Raw genomic sequence first — 14,723 nt, 5'->3', positions numbered from 1 at the left:
CCCGGAAAACCGGGGAGCCTTGAAGTCGATTGCCGTGTCTCGCAGAAACGGACGGGGGGCTTACATCATGCCCATGCCGCCCATTCCTCCCATGCCGCCCATGTCGGGAGCGCCGGAGCCGCATCCGCAGCCCTTCTTCTCGGGCTTGTCGGCAATGACGCATTCCGTGGTAAGCAGCAGGCCGGCGATGGAAGCCGCGTTCTGCAGGGCGGAACGGGTTACCTTGGTCGGGTCCACCACACCAGCGGTGAGCAGGTCTTCATATTTGTCCGTGGCTACGTTGTAGCCGTCGGCCGCTTTCTTCATCCCCTTCACCTTGGCGACGATGAGGGCGCCTTCACGGCCGGCATTGCTGGCCAGTTGGCGGAGCGGAGCTTCCACCGCACGATAGACGATTTGAGCGCCGGTTTCCTCGTCGCCTTCCAGCTTGAGGGTGTCAATGGCTTTCTGGGCGCGGATCAGGGCCACGCCGCCGCCGGGAACGATGCCTTCTTCCACCGCAGCGCGGGTGGCGTGCAGGGCGTCGTCCACACGGGCCTTCTTTTCCTTCATTTCCGTTTCCGTAGCGGCACCCACATGGATGACGGCCACGCCGCCGGCCAGCTTGGCCAGGCGTTCCTGGAGTTTTTCACGGTCGTAGTCGGACGTGGTGTCCTTGATCTGGTGGCGGATCTGGGAGATGCGGCCTTCAATGTCCGCAGACTTGCCGGCGCCTTCCACGATGACGGTTTCATCCTTGGAGACGACCACGCGCTTGGCCTGGCCGAGGTCTTCAATGCCCACGTTTTCCAGCTTGATGCCCAGGTCTTCCGTGATGCACTTGCCGCCGGTCAGGATGGCAATGTCTTCCATCATGGCCTTGCGGCGGTCGCCGAAGCCGGGAGCCTTAACCGCGCAGATGTTCAGCACGCCGCGCAGGCGGTTGACCACCAGGGTAGCGAGAGCTTCGCCTTCAATGTCTTCCGCGATGACCAGGAAGGGACGGCCGCTCTTGGCCACTTTTTCAAGCAGCGGAAGGAAGTCCTTCAGGTTGTTGATCTTCTTTTCGTGGATGAGGATGTAAGGGTTTTCCAGCACCGCTTCCATCGTTTCCGCGTTGGTCACGAAGTAGGGGGACAGGTAGCCCTTGTCGAACTGCATGCCTTCCACCACGTCCAGCGTGGTTTCAATGCCCTTGGCTTCTTCCACGGTAATGGTGCCGTCCTTGCCCACCTTGTCCATGGCTTCCGCGATGATGTGGCCGATTTCGGCGTCCCAGTTGGCGGAAACGGTGGCAACCTGGGCCACTTCCTTGCTGGAGTCAACAGGCTTGCTGATCTTCTTGAGTTCTTCCACCACGGCGTCCGCGGCCTTCATGATGCCCCTCTGGAGGGAGATGGGGTTGGCGCCGGCGGTGACGTTGCGCAGGCCTTCGCGGTAAATGCTTTCAGCCAGCACGGTGGCGGTGGTGGTGCCGTCCCCGGCCACGTCGTTGGTCTTGGAGGAGACTTCCCGGACAAGCTGGGCGCCCATGTTTTCAAACGGGTCTTCCAGTTCGATTTCCTTGGCGACGGTCACGCCGTCCTTGGTGATGAGGGGGGAACCGAATTTCTTGTCGATCACCACGTTGCGGCCGGCAGGCCCCAGCGTGCTCTTGACAGCCTTGGCAATCTGTTCCACGCCGCGGAGCAGAGCCTGGCGGGCGGTTTCGTCAAATTGGATTTGTTTAGCCATAATATCAGGTTATTTTAAAATGATGTTGAGTGAGTGTGTCGTGTGATTTAGCCAATGATGGCCAGAATGTCGTTTTCAGACAGGATGAGGTAGTCTTCTCCGTCCAGCTTGATTTCCGTGCCGCCGTACTTGGAAATAAGAACGTGGTCGCCCGGCTTCACGGTGAATTCAATCAAGGCGCCCTTGTCATCGCGGCCGCCGGTGCCTACGGAGATCACTTCGGCTTCCTGGGGTTTTTCCTTGGCGGTGTCCGGCAGGAACAGGCCGCCGGCCGTCTTGGTTTCAGCTTCAATGCGCTTGACCAGCACACGTTGTCCTAGGGGTTTGATGTTTGCCATAGTATGTTGTTTTTGTGTTGTTATAGATGAATATATGGATGTAATGTTCCGCCGGAGGGGAAGTTGCTCCCCCCTCCGGCGGGAAGGGGTTGCTTATTTGTCGTCGTCGACGATTTCGGCGTCCACCACGCGGCCTTTCGCCTTGCGGGGGCCGTCGGAAGCTTCTTCCTCCGGAGCGGCTCCCGGCATGGGGCCGGCTGCACCGGCGGACTGCTGGGCGGCTTCCGCTGCCTTGTAAAGGGCTTCCAGACGGGATTCCAGGTCTTCCTTCCCGGCCTTGATCGCGGTGTATTCCTTTTTGGAGATGGCTTCCTTGAGGTGCATCACCTTGTCTTCGATCTCGCGCTTGAGGTCTGCGGGAATCTTGTCCCCCATGTCCTTGAGCTGGCGTTCCACGGAGAAGCAGAGGGAGTCCGCCTGGTTGACGGTGTCAATTTCCTCAGCCCGCTTCTTGTCTTCTTCCGCATGGGCTTCCGCATCACGCTTGGCGCGTTCGATTTCATCCTTGGAAAGGCCGCTGGAGCCCTGGATGGAAATCTTCTGTTCCTTGCCGGTGCCCTTGTCCTTGGCGGAGACGTGCAGAATGCCGTTGGCGTCAATGTCAAAGGTCACTTCAATCTGCGGCACGCCGCGCGGAGCGGCGGAGATGCCGTCCAGCTTGAAGTTGCCGAGAAGCTTGTTGTCCTCAAACATCTTGCGTTCACCCTGGCAGATGCGGATGTCCACGGCGGGCTGGTTGTCCGCGGCGGTGGAGAACACCTGGCTCTTGCGCACCGGAATGGTCGTGTTGCGCTCGATCATCGGCGTAGCGATGCCGCCCATCGTTTCAATGGACAGGGTCAGCGGGGTCACGTCCAGCAGAAGCACATCGTTGACGTCCCCCTGGAGCACGCCGCCCTGGATAGCGGCGCCTACGGCCACCACTTCATCCGGGTTCACGCCCTTGTGGGGTTCCTTGCCAGCCAGCGTATGGGCCATTTCCTGAACGGCGGGCATGCGGGTCATGCCGCCCACCAGCACCAGTTCGTCAATGTCCCCGGTCTTCAGGCCGGAGGCGGCGATGCAGTCCAGCACGGGCTTGCGGGTACGGTCCAGCAGGTCTTCCGTGAGCTGTTCCAGCTTGGGACGGCTCAGCGTCAGCTGGATGTGCTTGGGTCCGGAAGCGTCCGCCGTGATGAACGGCAGGCTGATGTCATAGCTCTGGGTGGAGGAAAGGGCGATCTTGGCCTTTTCAGCTTCTTCCTTGATGCGCTGGATGGCGTCCGGCTGGTTGGAAAGATCCATGCCGGAGTCCTTCTTGAACTCGTCCATGATCCAGGTGATGATCGCGTTGTCCCAGTCGTCGCCGCCCAAGTGGGTGTCGCCGTCGGAAGCCTTCACTTCAAACACGCCGTCACCGATTTCCAGCACGGAAATATCGAAGGTGCCGCCGCCGAGGTCGTACACGGCAATGTTTTCATTGGACTTCTTGTCCAGGCCGTAAGCCAGGGCAGCAGCCGTCGGTTCATTGATGATGCGGCGCACCTTCAAGCCGGCGATTTCACCGGCGGCCTTGGTCGCGTTGCGCTGGGCGTCATTGAAATAGGCGGGAACAGTAATCACGGCTTCCGTGATCGTCTCACCCAGCTTGGATTCCGCGTCGGCCTTCAGCTTGGCCAGGACCATGGAGGCGATTTCCTGGGGAGAAAAAGTCTTCTTTTCCCCGCCTACGTCCACGCGGATATAGGCGTCCCCGTTGTGGGCCTCCACAATTTCATAAGGCACCTTCTTATCTTCTTCCGTCAGCTCGCTGTACTTGCGGCCGATGAGGCGCTTGGAGGAAAACACGGTGTTTTTCGGATTGGTCACCGCCTGACGTTTGGCGGCCTGCCCCACGAGGCGTTCACCGCTCTTGGTGAAGGCAACAATGGAGGGAGTGGTGCGCGCACCTTCGCTGTTTTCAAGTACGGTACCCTGACCGCCTTCCATCACAGCCATGCACGAGTTGGTCGTGCCCAAGTCGATTCCTAATATTTTAGCCATATCGTTATCTTAGATTGTTTTAAATGGATTTCGTTGAGATTTGATTTCCCCATGACCTGAAGTGTCATGCAGGCAAACTCATGTTCTTGCCTTTCTTTCTGCAAATGGCATGCCAGCCTTGTAAGCCCTGTTGAAAAATAAACATAAACAACATAAATTCATCGTATTATAACATCGCATCATTTCGTCCGCTCTTTTTCCTGCCGAGCAGCAATGGGACATATTGTCACACCAAAAAGAGACAAAATGTCACACGCGGCCATTTTGTCCCACACCCTCCGGACGCCTGTCCCCGGCGCCCGTCACGAAGCCTCCTTGCAGGAGGAAGCTTCCGCTCCGGCTCCGGTTCCGCATTTGCCGTAAGCCAGGCGTTTCATGAAATCCTTGTAAAGCAGCGTTTCCATGCGGCCGTCCCCGTATTCCACCACCGCGCTCATGGTTTCCACCCAGTCCCCGCAATTCAGGTACCGCACCTCCCCCACCATGGTATCCGCCGGATGATGCACATGCCCGGCAATGATACCGTCACACTGCCTTTTCACCGCCAGATTCTGGAGCTGCTCCTCATATTTCCCAATGAAATTGACGGCGGATTTCACGCGGCTCTTGATGGCGCGGGAGACGGAATAATATTCCCTGCCCCGCCAGGCGCGGTATTTATTGTAAAGCCGGTTGACCGTCAGCAGAACGTCGTAGCCCAGGGAGCCGAGCATCGCCAGCCACCGGTGGTTGGTGGAGATGGCGTCAAAACCGTCTCCGTGCACGCACAGGTAACGCCTGCCGTCCGCCGCCCGGTGCACGTACTCCTTGGCCATTTTCAGGCCGCCCAGATGAAAGGGAAGGAATTTTTCCAGAATATCGTCGTGGTTCCCGCGCAGGTACAGCACTTCCACATCCTCCTGCTCCATCTTTTTCAGCAGGGTGCGGATCAGGCGCGTATGCCGCCTGCGCCAGCGGCTGCCGCGGGAGAGGGCCCAGGCGTCCACAATATCCCCTACCAGAACTATTTTTTCCGCACGGACATGCTTCAGGAACCTCCGGCATTCGTCCGCCTTGCAATCCTTCGTGCCCAGATGGAGGTCTGACAAAAAGACCGTGCGGCATTCCAGCACCGCATCCCGCGGGGGGCGGGCGTAGCCGGTTCCATTCTCCTCCCGCGCCACGGAGGCCAGCAGTTCTTCAAACCTGTCATGGATGGAATCCCACGCTCTGGCGCGCACGGTCCTGCGGGCCTGTTCGCCGAGTCTCCGGATCATCCCCCTGTCCTCCAGCAGACGGCGCATGGCGGAGTAAAAACCCTCCGCGTCCCCCTTCTCCGCCTGAAGGCCGTTGATGCCGTCCAGCACCACATCCGCAGAAGCGGCGTACCGGTAGCTGACCGTAGCCAGGCCGCTGGCCATCCCTTCCAGCAGAACGTTCCCGAAGGTCTCCGTCTCACTGGCGAAGAGCAGCACGTCCATGGCGGCGTAATGGCGCGCGAGGTCCTCCCCGCTGCGCATTCCGCAAAACACGGCGTCCGGAAACTCACTGCGCAGGCTGCTCATCATGGGACCGTCCCCCACCACGACCATCTTCATGCCGCAGGCCGGGAACTCCCGCTGCAGGCGCGTGTACAGTCCCAGGGCCGTCACCAGGTTCTTCTCCCGGGCCAGACGCCCCACCACGCCGAACACCACTTCATCCCGCCAGGCGCCCCATGACTGGCGCAGGCCGGCATCCCTCCTGGCAGGGTCAAACAAGGCGGCATCCACCCCGCGCCCCATTACGGAGAGGCGTTCAAATCCCAACCCCTCCAGCGCGCGGCGCATCTCCTCCGTGGGCACCACCGTCATCCCTGCCCGGTTGTGGAGCTTGCGCAGGTAATTCACGGCGGCGGTTTCCAGCCTGGAGAAATGGTAATCCTTCATGTACTGGTGAAAATTGGTGTGGAATCCCATCACCACGGGAATCTCCAGAGCGCGAGCGGCCTTCACGGCGGAGGCCCCCATGGGGCTTTCCGTGGCAACATAAACCACATCCGGCCTCTTCTTCATCCATCTGGAGCGGAACCTTTCTGCGGAAGGCAGCCCTATTTTCACCTCATGATACATGGGGAGGGAGAGAGACGGCATGGCCGTCTCTCCGGGAACGGAAGCTCCGTCCCTCCCGGAAGCCCTCAACACATGCACCAGATGCCCCCGCGTCCGAAGCCCCCGGACCAGCCGCTCCAGCGTCAGGGCCACTCCATTCACGTCAGGTTCATACGTATCCGTTGCCACATCAATTCTCATGCGGCGGCACCATGGGCAGAAAGGCCTTCCCAGGCAAGCTGAGGAGGGAAACGAAACCGTCACAGGCTGCTGTCATCCGTCCCCGTCCCCAGCAGGAGAAACAACCGTGCCGGACAGATTCCGGCATGTCCCCCCCGCTTTTCCTGCACGGGAAACCGAACAGAGGAGGCGGCCTCCCCCACTCCCTGTTTGGAAGGTGCCGCCGCCAAAACCGCACATTTCCGTAAAAAAACAGACGAATCATTGAATATCAGACGCTCTGAAACTACATGCGGTCATCCGCGCATTATAAATCCGCCGTCAACCAAATTTTTTGAGAAAAAATGATTTTCATCGTATCCAGGACGGGAAAAAACACAATGGAATCCAAAGGCCGTGAAATCTGATATTCTTATTAACCATTGATAATGTTTCTATTATTTATTAAAAAAATTATTCCTTCCCGACAGCCGGATTTATAATCCGCCAAAATGCATGCATACGGGATACATAAAACGGAAATGAAGGAATATTTAGAAAGATTTTTAATAAAAATAATAATGATTCCCATGTTCTGAAAGCCGGGAAAACGTGGCGGAACGCCGGATGCTTATCTCTGCCTTTTCCCGGTCCGGAAACCGCAGCCGGTTATCTACTTCATTGCTCCTGATACTCTTGCATATTATCCTTCAACCTGCTTTAAACACCCCGGATTAGGAATCCGGCGTCAATACTAGTTTTTCATATCAAGCCTGTTTCTCCAAATCAATCCAGTATTTTCCTAGACGAAAGCCTTGATAAAATATGTTTGTTAGAATAAAGCATAAATACTTGAATATAATGATTGTTCATCTTATTTTAGCGCTGTCGGCCATTTCATCCGGATTCCTAATTCGCTATTGAAACAACCGACCCCCACCCCTACCCCATTCCCCCAATGAAATTGATAGATTGCTATCGCTATGCAGCCATGCTTTATGCATCCGCCTGCTGTACCGCCTCGCCGCTTTACGGCCCTCTGGAAACAGGCTTGCAGGAAGCCCAGCTTCTGAGTTCCCTGAAAGCCTGCAAATCCCTGGAAGGTCCGGGAACGGACGCCTACCTGAGCCGCACTGGATTGAACGGCGCCTACAAAACGAAAAAGCCCATTGGCGGCCTTTTCTTTTCACTTCATTTTGAGTACAACAAGGATGGAGGCCTGAGAGCCGTCTCCTTTTACTCCAGCACCAAGGCAGGCAAGGACGAATACGATACGCGCCTGAAATCCCTGTACAAGCGCATGCTGAACGGGCTGACGGGCCTCTATGGCCCGCCCATGAATCTGCCGGACTGGATTGAGAAGGAGTCCCTGCCCGCGGAACGCGTGCTGTACATGCACATGTGGCGCATTCAGCCGGGCTGCTTCCTGATGGCCGGCCTGGCCAACATGGGGGCCTCCGGCTACATTCCCGTTTTCCGGATTTCCCCGCCTGCCGGCATGCCGCCCAAGTCCAAAAAGGACAGGGACAAACTCAAATCCGAATGGGCCGCCATTCCCGAATTTTACGAATTCACCAAGGCGGAACGCTTCCTGGCCAATGCGGTGTTCGCCATGTCCCATAAAAAATATCAGGACGCGCTCCAGCTCTTCCAGAAAGCCGCAGACCTGGGCAGCCCCAACGGATACTGGGGACTGGCCTACCTGTACCGGCTGGGACCCGCCGGCGTGGAAAAGAACGCGAGCCTGGCGGATGAACACACTAAAAAAGCGGCCCTGATGGGATTTGCGCGGGCTGCCATGAAATTCGGAAAAACATGGGAACAATTCTGCAAGAACCAGGATTTCACCGAAGCTGAAGCCAGGGAATGGCAGAACAGGAACCTTCGGGCAGCCAGAGCCGGCTATGCCTCCGAACAATACAACCTGGGCATCATCTACCAGCACGGCTTCGGCGTGGAAAAGAACCTGGCCACCGCCAGGGAATGGCTGGAAAAGGCGGCCTCCCAGGACCATACCCAGGCCAAAGCGGCATTAAAGACGCTGCCGGACGCCGGAGCCGGAAACGCGGAACTCTCCTGACCATCTTCCAACAACCAACTCCCCCAATACCAAGCCGGCTGTAGCTTCTCCGGAAGTACACGCAGCCGCTCCGGCAAATCCCTATGAAATGCCAGACCGGCAGGGAGGCGGCCCCAACCGCTTCCCTGCCAAAAAGCCGGAAATGCAACGCCGGAGGAAACCGCGGGAAGCATCAGCAAATGCGGGGCAGCTGCATCCCGGAAGGCATGCCCAGCACCCGTTCCACCCCCAGCCGCCCCGTCATCAGCAGGGGCGCCGTTCCAAACTCTTCCACACGGCCTATCGCGCAGGCCCCGGCGGACACGCCGCAGCCGCGCATCAGGCGCAGGGCCTCTTCCTCATGCTCCCGGGGAAGAATAGCCAGATAACGGCCTTCACAGGCCACTTGAAGAGGGTCCAGCCCCAGCAGGCCGCAGGCTGCTCTGACATCCTCCCGCACGGGAATGGACACTTCATCCAGTTTCACCGTCAGGCCGGAGGACTCCGCAATTTCCGAGAGCGTGGCGGTTAACCCGCCACGGGTCACGTCACGCAGGCAATGCACGGGGATTCCGGCCCGGACGACGGCAGCCACGGATTCATGCAGCGGGGCGGAATCACTTTCCAGTCCCTCCCCGAAGGACAACCCGGCCCGCAGGCTCATGATCGTCATGCCGTGCCTCCCCAGATCACCGCTGACCAGCACGGAATCCCCCGGACGGACGGAAGAAGGGCTGATTTCCAACCCATGGCGCACCACGCCCGCCCCGGCGGTATTAATATAAATGCCGTCACCCTTTCCGCGCTCCACCACTTTTGTATCTCCCGTCACGATGCGGACGCCCGCCGCGCGCGCCGCCGCCGCCATATCCTGCACCACGCGGTTCAGCGCCTCCAGCGGAAGCCCTTCTTCCAGGATAAAGCCTGCCGTCAAGTACAACGGGTCCGCGCCGCCCATGGCGAGATCATTCACCGTGCCGTGCACCGCCAGGGAACCGATGCTCCCTCCCGGAAACTCCAGAGGCTGCACCACAAAGCTATCCGTGGTCATCGCCAGCCGCCCCGGCGGAAAATCCAGAACGGCCGCATCATTCTGCACGCCGCCGGAGGGAGTGCCGAACGCATTCAGAAAGACGGAACGGATCAGGTCATTCATCAGACGGCCTCCGCCGCCGTGGGCCATCTGGATACGGTCGGAAACAGGTTCCGGAACAGGACATTCAAACATGGAATCAACTTCTTTTATAACGGTAATAGGCGGCGCAGGCCCCTTCCCCAGACACCATGGGCGCGCCCAGGGGAGCCAGCGGCGTACAGGACGTGCCGAAAAACGGGCACTCCGCAGGACGAATCAGCCCCCTCAGCACCTGGCCGGCCAGGCATCCGGAAGCTTCATCCGCGCCATGGGCGCTTTTTCCGCATTCGAAACGCAGGGCGGCATCCATGCCCTCCCACTCCCGGCGCAGCCTCATGCCGCCGCCGGGAATCAGGCCCAGGCCGCGCCAATGGCGGTCTTCCGGCTCAAAAACCTCTTTCATCCTTTCCTGCGCCGCCCTGTTCCCCTCCGGCTTCACATAGCGCCCGTAGGCATTCTGAACCGTGCAATCCCCGTTCTCCAACTGGCGGACGCACATCAGGATGCCGCGGAGCAGGTCCGGAGCCTCAAACCCCGTCACCGCCATGGGCGTCCGGTAACGAGCGGCCAAACGGCCGTAATCCTCCTCCCCCATGATGGCGCAGACATGGCCGGGGGCCAGAAAGGCGTCCGGCCTTCCCTCGTCCTGATCCATCAGCCATTCCAGTGCGGGGGGAACCTGCACATGGGCACAGAGCACGGAAAAATTGGCGTAACCCAGCGCGCGGGCCTGCTGCATGGCAAGAGCCGTGGCCGGAGCAGTCGTCTCAAATCCTACGGCGAAAAATACCACTTCCGCTTCCGGATGGCTCCCAGCGAAAGCAACCGCCTCCAGCGGTGAATACATTAAAAGCACGTCCCCGCCGCGAGCCTTGGCGGAAAACAAATCTCCGCGGGAGCCCGGCACCCGCATCATATCCCCGTAGCTGCACAAAACCACGCCGGGCCGCAGGCTTAACTCCACGGCCTGGTCAATCAAATCCACCGAAGTAACGCAAACCGGACAGCCGGGGCCGTGAATCAGACGAAGCCCAGGAGGAAGCAGCTCCTCAAGCCCCAGGGAGGCAATCGCATGCGTCTGTCCCCCGCACACCTCCATCACCGCCCACGGACGCGTCACGGCATGGCGCAGCTCCTCAAGCAACTGCTGAACTTCCTCCTGCATAAGCCATTAAAAATGTTCAATCCGGCAAACGACCCTCCCCTTACACGGGATCGGTATTCTCCACGATCTCCCGCATTTCCCTACGGGTTTGAAGCGCGGTCTCCTTATCCAGCACGCTCAGGGCCATCCCTACATGAACAATAACGTAATCCCCCAGGACGGCCTCCGGCACGCAGGCCAGGTTCACTTCACGGGTCACGCCGCCGAAATCAACCACTCCCAGCCTGAACAGCGGGTCCGTCTCATTAATGCTCACGATCTTTCCGGGAACAGCCAAACACATATTATTATCCTTTCCATTGGCGCACGACTGCCGCAGCCTGCCCCAGGGAAATTCCCCCGTCATTGCACGGCACCCGCTGCGGCAGGGACAACTGGCACCTTCTAGACTGTGCCATTCCCGCCAGGCCTTCAAGCAAAAAGGCATTCTGAAAACATCCGCCGCCCAGCACCAGCCTGTCCAATGAGAAACGCTCCGCCACGTCAAAAGCCAGGTTCACCAGGCTCTCATGAAACTTCCGGGCGATGCAGCCGCGGGAAACGCCTCTCAGCAGGTCATCGTCCACGGCTTTCAGCATCGGGCGCCAATCCAGTTCCAGCAGGCCGCCCTCCTCATGCATGACCCATTCATACGGTTCCCCCGGCATTTCTTCCCCGGAAACCGCCGCAGCCCATGACTCCAGCATCATGGCGGCATGCCCTTCGCATCCCGCCACGCCGTCAAAGCCGCACCAGAAAGCCATGGCGTCAAACAGGCGCCCCATGGATGAAGTGGCGGGAGCTTGAATATTACGGGCCATCATCGCCTCCAGGGCTTCCCGCTTCTGCAAGGTCATTCCACCCTGCAGACGTTGTTCAAGCCCATCCGTGCGCCACGGCGCCATCTGCCGCGCCAGGGAACAGGCGCACCGGGCAGGTTCCCGGACCGCTTCATCCCCCCCGGGCAGCAAAAACGGCCTGAGCCGCGCCACTCTGCGGGGAGCGCCTTCCTCCTCCATCACAAAAAACTCTCCGCCCCATACCGTCCCGTCCGTGCCGAATCCCGTGCCGTCCCAGGCCGCGCCCAGGGCGGGCAACGGCGTCTCATTCTCCACGGCACAGGCCAGAACATGGGCCTGATGATGCTGCACCGGAACGACTTCCACATTCCATGCCCGCGCCAGACGCCTGCCCAGGGTAAACGACGGGCCGTCCGGATGGGCGTCCACGGCAATCACCTGCGGCACAGCACCCAGCGTGCGCCCCAGCGTCTCCACCGTCCGTTCAAACGCGTTCAGGGAAGCCGCGCTGTCAAGATCGCCCAGATGCTGGCTCATGACGGCCACGCCGTTCTTCAGCCAGCAAACGGTATTCTTCAACCCGGAGCCCAGCGCAAGAACGTCGGGAGCTTCTGCAGACGTGCGCCACACGGGCCGCGGAGCATACCCGCGGGCACGGCGCACCATCATGGCCCTTCCGTCCATGACGCGGACCACGGAATCATCCACGGGCCGCACGACCGGACGGTCATGCACAAAAAACACATCCGCCACATGGCCCAGTTTCTGCAAGCCTTCCTCCACGGAAATGCACAGGGGCTCCCCGCTCAGATTGCCGCTGGTCACCACCAGGGGCTTTCTCCATACATCCATCAGCAGGGCATGAAGGGGGGAGGACGGAAGCATCACCCCCACAAAACGGCTGAACATGCACACGGAAGGAGCCAGGTCCACATCCTTCCTTCCGGGAGCCAGTACGATGGGGGCCGCCGGAGAAGCCAGCAGGCGCTTCTCCTCCTCCGACAAACGGCACAGCTTCCCCGCCGCGTCCACATCCGGCACCATCACGGCAAAGGGCTTGGCATCCCGCTCCTTCAGCCTGCGGAGACGCCTGACGGCGGCTTCCGAAGAAGCGTCCGCCAGCAGTTGAAAGCCGCCCACGCCCAGCAGAGCCACGATCAGGCCGTCCGCCAGCACCCACGCCACCTGTTCCGCGGGAGTGTCAAACCCGTGGCCGAACCCCAGTTCGGAACCATCTGAAAACAGCACCTTCATGGAAGGGCCGCACGACGGGCAGCCTATGGGCTGGGCATGGAAACGCCTGTCCTCCACATCCCGGTACTCCCTCAGGCACTCCGGGCACATCTGGAACTTCTTCATGCTGGTGCCCGCACGGTCATACGGCATCTCCTCAATAATGGAATAGCGGGGGCCGCAGTGCGTGCAATTGGTAAACGGGTAATGATACCGTCGGGAGGCGGGGTCGCGCATCTCCTTCAGGCACTCCGGACACGGGGCCAGGTCCGGCAGCATCATCGGAACGCCGCCGGGAGTAGAATCGCTTTCCACAATGCGGAACTCTTCAAACCCGGCAGGCTCGCACACGGTCTGCTCCACGCCATACACGCGGGCGTGCTCCGGCAAAGTATCCATCAGCGCGGCAAAAAAACGTTCCGGAGCGCCGGGCTTCCCCTCCACATGGATTTCCACGCCGGACTCCGTATTGCGCACGAACCCCTTCAATCCGTGCCGCACAGCCAAACGGTACACATGGGGACGGAAACCGACCCCCTGGACGATGCCGGCTATCTCAAACTTCAACGCCGCAGCGGCCTGTTCAATGGTGGTGATGGCCATGGTGCTGGATCCTGCCTTCCCGGACGCGGCGCGCGCGTTCCACAATCTCGTCGCACCACGCGTCCATTCCCTCTCCGGTCTTGGAGGACAACTCAATCACGTGCGCATGATGGGCTACCTTGTTCAGGGCGGCCAGGGCGGCGTCCCGGTCAAAATCCACGGCATCCGCCAGATCGGACTTGGTCACCAGGGCCACATCCGCGGAATGGAACATGGGAGGATACTTCAACGGCTTGTCCTCCCCTTCCGTCACGGAAAGCAACACCACGCGCATGCCTTCCCCCAGATCATAGGAAGCCGGGCAAACCAGATTGCCCACGTTCTCAATAATCAGAACGTCAAGATCGTTCAGAGGCATCTTCTTCATGGCTTCTGCAATCATGCGGGCGTCCAGATGACACATGGTGCCCGTCGTAATCTGCACCACGGGAATATCCGCACGGCTCAGGCGTTCCGCATCATTATCCGTCGCCAGATCCCCCACGATCACCCCCATGCGCACACGGCCGCGGAGCATCTCCGCCGTCTTCTGCAGCAGAGAGGTCTTGCCGGACCCGGGGGAAGAAAAAACATTGATAACCAGAAGATTCTTTGCTGCGAAAAAACCTCTGTTGCGCTCTGCCAGCCGGTCATTGGCGTCCAACACAGGAACATGGACATCCATGCCGTGGCCGTGACTTTCATGGGTGTGCTCACCTCCGCATCCGCATTCTTTACACATAATCAATACTGATATTAGATTCCAAAAAAGAGAAAAAATCTCATTTATCCTACGTCATATCCTGGAGACGGCAAGGTCAAACTCCCCTTGAACCTCATTTCAGGCCCGGACATCCCGGGGCAGAATACGCTATCAAACAATTCCCGGAAAAACCGTTTAAAGAAACAGTCCGAATAAATAAGACAAGTTTACAATGCGGCTCTTCTGGCCTACCATCCCAATCAGGAAAACAGCAATGAAAAACGCGGAAGCAACAGTGGGAAATCTCATTGACCATCAGAAAGTGGCATTCATCAGCTCTATTGATGAACAGGGCTATCCGAATACGAAAGCCATGCTGCCGCCCCGGAAAAGGGAAGGCATCAAGGTCTTCTACTTCACCACCAACACCTCCTCCATGCGTGCAAGGCAATATCAAGACAACCCGAAAGCCTGCATTTACTTTTGTGACCGGAGATTCTTCAGAGGCGTCATGCTTCTCGGCTCCATGGAAGTGCTGGAGGACAGCATCTATAAGGAAATGATTTGGAGGGAGGGTGACACCATGTACTACCCGGAGGGAGTGACCGACCCGGATTATTGCGTCTTGCGGTTTACCGCCACGCAGGGCAGATTCTACAGCAACTTCAACTCTGAAAACTTTAATATCATATAAAGCTTTCCACGCCACATGGCCCAACCTCCTATAAAGGATTCCGGGGATGGAGGCAGAACGCCGTCCTCCCGG

The 14,723-nt window shown here is 59.0% G+C and carries 11 protein-coding genes; 2 read left to right on the top strand and 9 right to left on the bottom strand.

Annotated elements, in window-relative coordinates; all coding sequences use genetic code 11:
- Positions 1-60: 60 nt before the first annotated feature.
- From groL to M8N44_RS00565, 4 genes are all read right to left on the bottom strand, one after another.
- Complete coding sequence (gene groL, locus M8N44_RS00580; RefSeq protein ID WP_102722434.1) at positions 61-1,716, bottom strand: chaperonin GroEL; 1,656 nt, start codon at positions 1,714-1,716, stop codon at positions 61-63.
- 44 nt (positions 1,717-1,760) lie between these two features.
- Positions 1,761-2,051 (bottom strand): co-chaperone GroES, encoded by a 291-nt coding sequence (groES, locus tag M8N44_RS00575; RefSeq protein WP_022396241.1) that lies wholly within the window; start codon positions 2,049-2,051, stop codon positions 1,761-1,763.
- A 93-nt stretch (positions 2,052-2,144) separates the two neighbouring features.
- On the bottom strand, positions 2,145-4,073 hold the full coding sequence (gene dnaK / locus M8N44_RS00570) for a molecular chaperone DnaK (RefSeq protein ID WP_102728942.1): 1,929 nt from the start codon (positions 4,071-4,073) through the stop codon (positions 2,145-2,147).
- A 302-nt stretch (positions 4,074-4,375) separates the two neighbouring features.
- The gene (locus tag M8N44_RS00565; protein WP_102728943.1) at positions 4,376-6,343 is read right to left on the bottom strand and encodes a glycosyltransferase; all 1,968 of its coding nucleotides are present in this window, start codon (positions 6,341-6,343) and stop codon (positions 4,376-4,378) included.
- A 916-nt stretch (positions 6,344-7,259) separates the two neighbouring features.
- Between M8N44_RS00565 and M8N44_RS00560 the strand changes: the two genes are divergently transcribed.
- Positions 7,260-8,381, top strand: coding sequence for a tetratricopeptide repeat protein (locus M8N44_RS00560; protein WP_022396244.1), 1,122 nt, complete (start codon positions 7,260-7,262; stop codon positions 8,379-8,381).
- Between the two features lie 172 nt (positions 8,382-8,553).
- On the opposite strand, the gene hypE is transcribed toward M8N44_RS00560, so the two are convergent.
- From hypE to hypB, 5 genes are read right to left on the bottom strand one after another with little or no spacing between them, the layout of a single operon-like run.
- A complete protein-coding gene (gene hypE, locus M8N44_RS00555) occupies positions 8,554-9,588 on the bottom strand; it encodes a hydrogenase expression/formation protein HypE (protein ID WP_102727363.1) in 1,035 nt (344 codons plus the stop codon).
- Between the two features lie 4 nt (positions 9,589-9,592).
- Positions 9,593-10,660 (bottom strand): hydrogenase formation protein HypD, encoded by a 1,068-nt coding sequence (gene hypD / locus M8N44_RS00550; protein WP_102729185.1) that lies wholly within the window; start codon positions 10,658-10,660, stop codon positions 9,593-9,595.
- A 40-nt stretch (positions 10,661-10,700) separates the two neighbouring features.
- On the bottom strand, positions 10,701-10,943 hold the full coding sequence (locus tag M8N44_RS00545; RefSeq protein ID WP_102729184.1) for a HypC/HybG/HupF family hydrogenase formation chaperone: 243 nt from the start codon (positions 10,941-10,943) through the stop codon (positions 10,701-10,703).
- 4 nt (positions 10,944-10,947) lie between these two features.
- On the bottom strand, positions 10,948-13,275 hold the full coding sequence (gene hypF, locus M8N44_RS00540) for a carbamoyltransferase HypF (RefSeq protein WP_022396248.1): 2,328 nt from the start codon (positions 13,273-13,275) through the stop codon (positions 10,948-10,950).
- Positions 13,256-13,939, bottom strand: coding sequence for a hydrogenase nickel incorporation protein HypB (gene hypB, locus M8N44_RS00535; protein WP_240454295.1), 684 nt, complete (start codon positions 13,937-13,939; stop codon positions 13,256-13,258). The genes hypF and hypB overlap by 20 nt, the downstream gene beginning before the upstream one ends.
- Before the next feature lie 292 nt (positions 13,940-14,231).
- Here hypB and M8N44_RS00530 point away from each other — a divergent pair, with 292 nt between their 5' ends.
- The gene (locus M8N44_RS00530) at positions 14,232-14,651 is read left to right on the top strand and encodes a pyridoxamine 5'-phosphate oxidase family protein (RefSeq protein WP_102729183.1); all 420 of its coding nucleotides are present in this window, start codon (positions 14,232-14,234) and stop codon (positions 14,649-14,651) included.
- Positions 14,652-14,723 lie beyond the last annotated feature (72 nt).

The organism is Akkermansia massiliensis, from assembly GCF_023516715.1.
GTDB classification, from domain to species: Bacteria; Verrucomicrobiota; Verrucomicrobiia; order Verrucomicrobiales; family Akkermansiaceae; genus Akkermansia; species Akkermansia massiliensis.
This window is presented reverse-complemented; position numbering and strand designations above follow the sequence as displayed.

What these genes read in the sequence shown, in the direction of transcription:
- hypE (WP_102727363.1), bottom strand. Translation starts at nt 9,588, where the DNA reads ATGTTTGAATGTCCTGTTCCGGAACCTGTTTCCGACCGTATCCAGATG.
- M8N44_RS00530 (WP_102729183.1), top strand. Translation starts at nt 14,232, where the DNA reads ATGAAAAACGCGGAAGCAACAGTGGGAAATCTCATTGACCATCAGAAA.
- hypD (WP_102729185.1), bottom strand. Translation starts at nt 10,660, where the DNA reads ATGCAGGAGGAAGTTCAGCAGTTGCTTGAGGAGCTGCGCCATGCCGTG.
- dnaK (WP_102728942.1), bottom strand. Translation starts at nt 4,073, where the DNA reads ATGGCTAAAATATTAGGAATCGACTTGGGCACGACCAACTCGTGCATG.
- hypB (WP_240454295.1), bottom strand. Translation starts at nt 13,939, where the DNA reads ATGGATGTCCATGTTCCTGTGTTGGACGCCAATGACCGGCTGGCAGAG.
- M8N44_RS00560 (WP_022396244.1), top strand. Translation starts at nt 7,260, where the DNA reads ATGAAATTGATAGATTGCTATCGCTATGCAGCCATGCTTTATGCATCC.
- groES (WP_022396241.1), bottom strand. Translation starts at nt 2,051, where the DNA reads ATGGCAAACATCAAACCCCTAGGACAACGTGTGCTGGTCAAGCGCATT.
- M8N44_RS00565 (WP_102728943.1), bottom strand. Translation starts at nt 6,343, where the DNA reads ATGAGAATTGATGTGGCAACGGATACGTATGAACCTGACGTGAATGGA.
- M8N44_RS00545 (WP_102729184.1), bottom strand. Translation starts at nt 10,943, where the DNA reads ATGTGTTTGGCTGTTCCCGGAAAGATCGTGAGCATTAATGAGACGGAC.
- hypF (WP_022396248.1), bottom strand. Translation starts at nt 13,275, where the DNA reads ATGGCCATCACCACCATTGAACAGGCCGCTGCGGCGTTGAAGTTTGAG.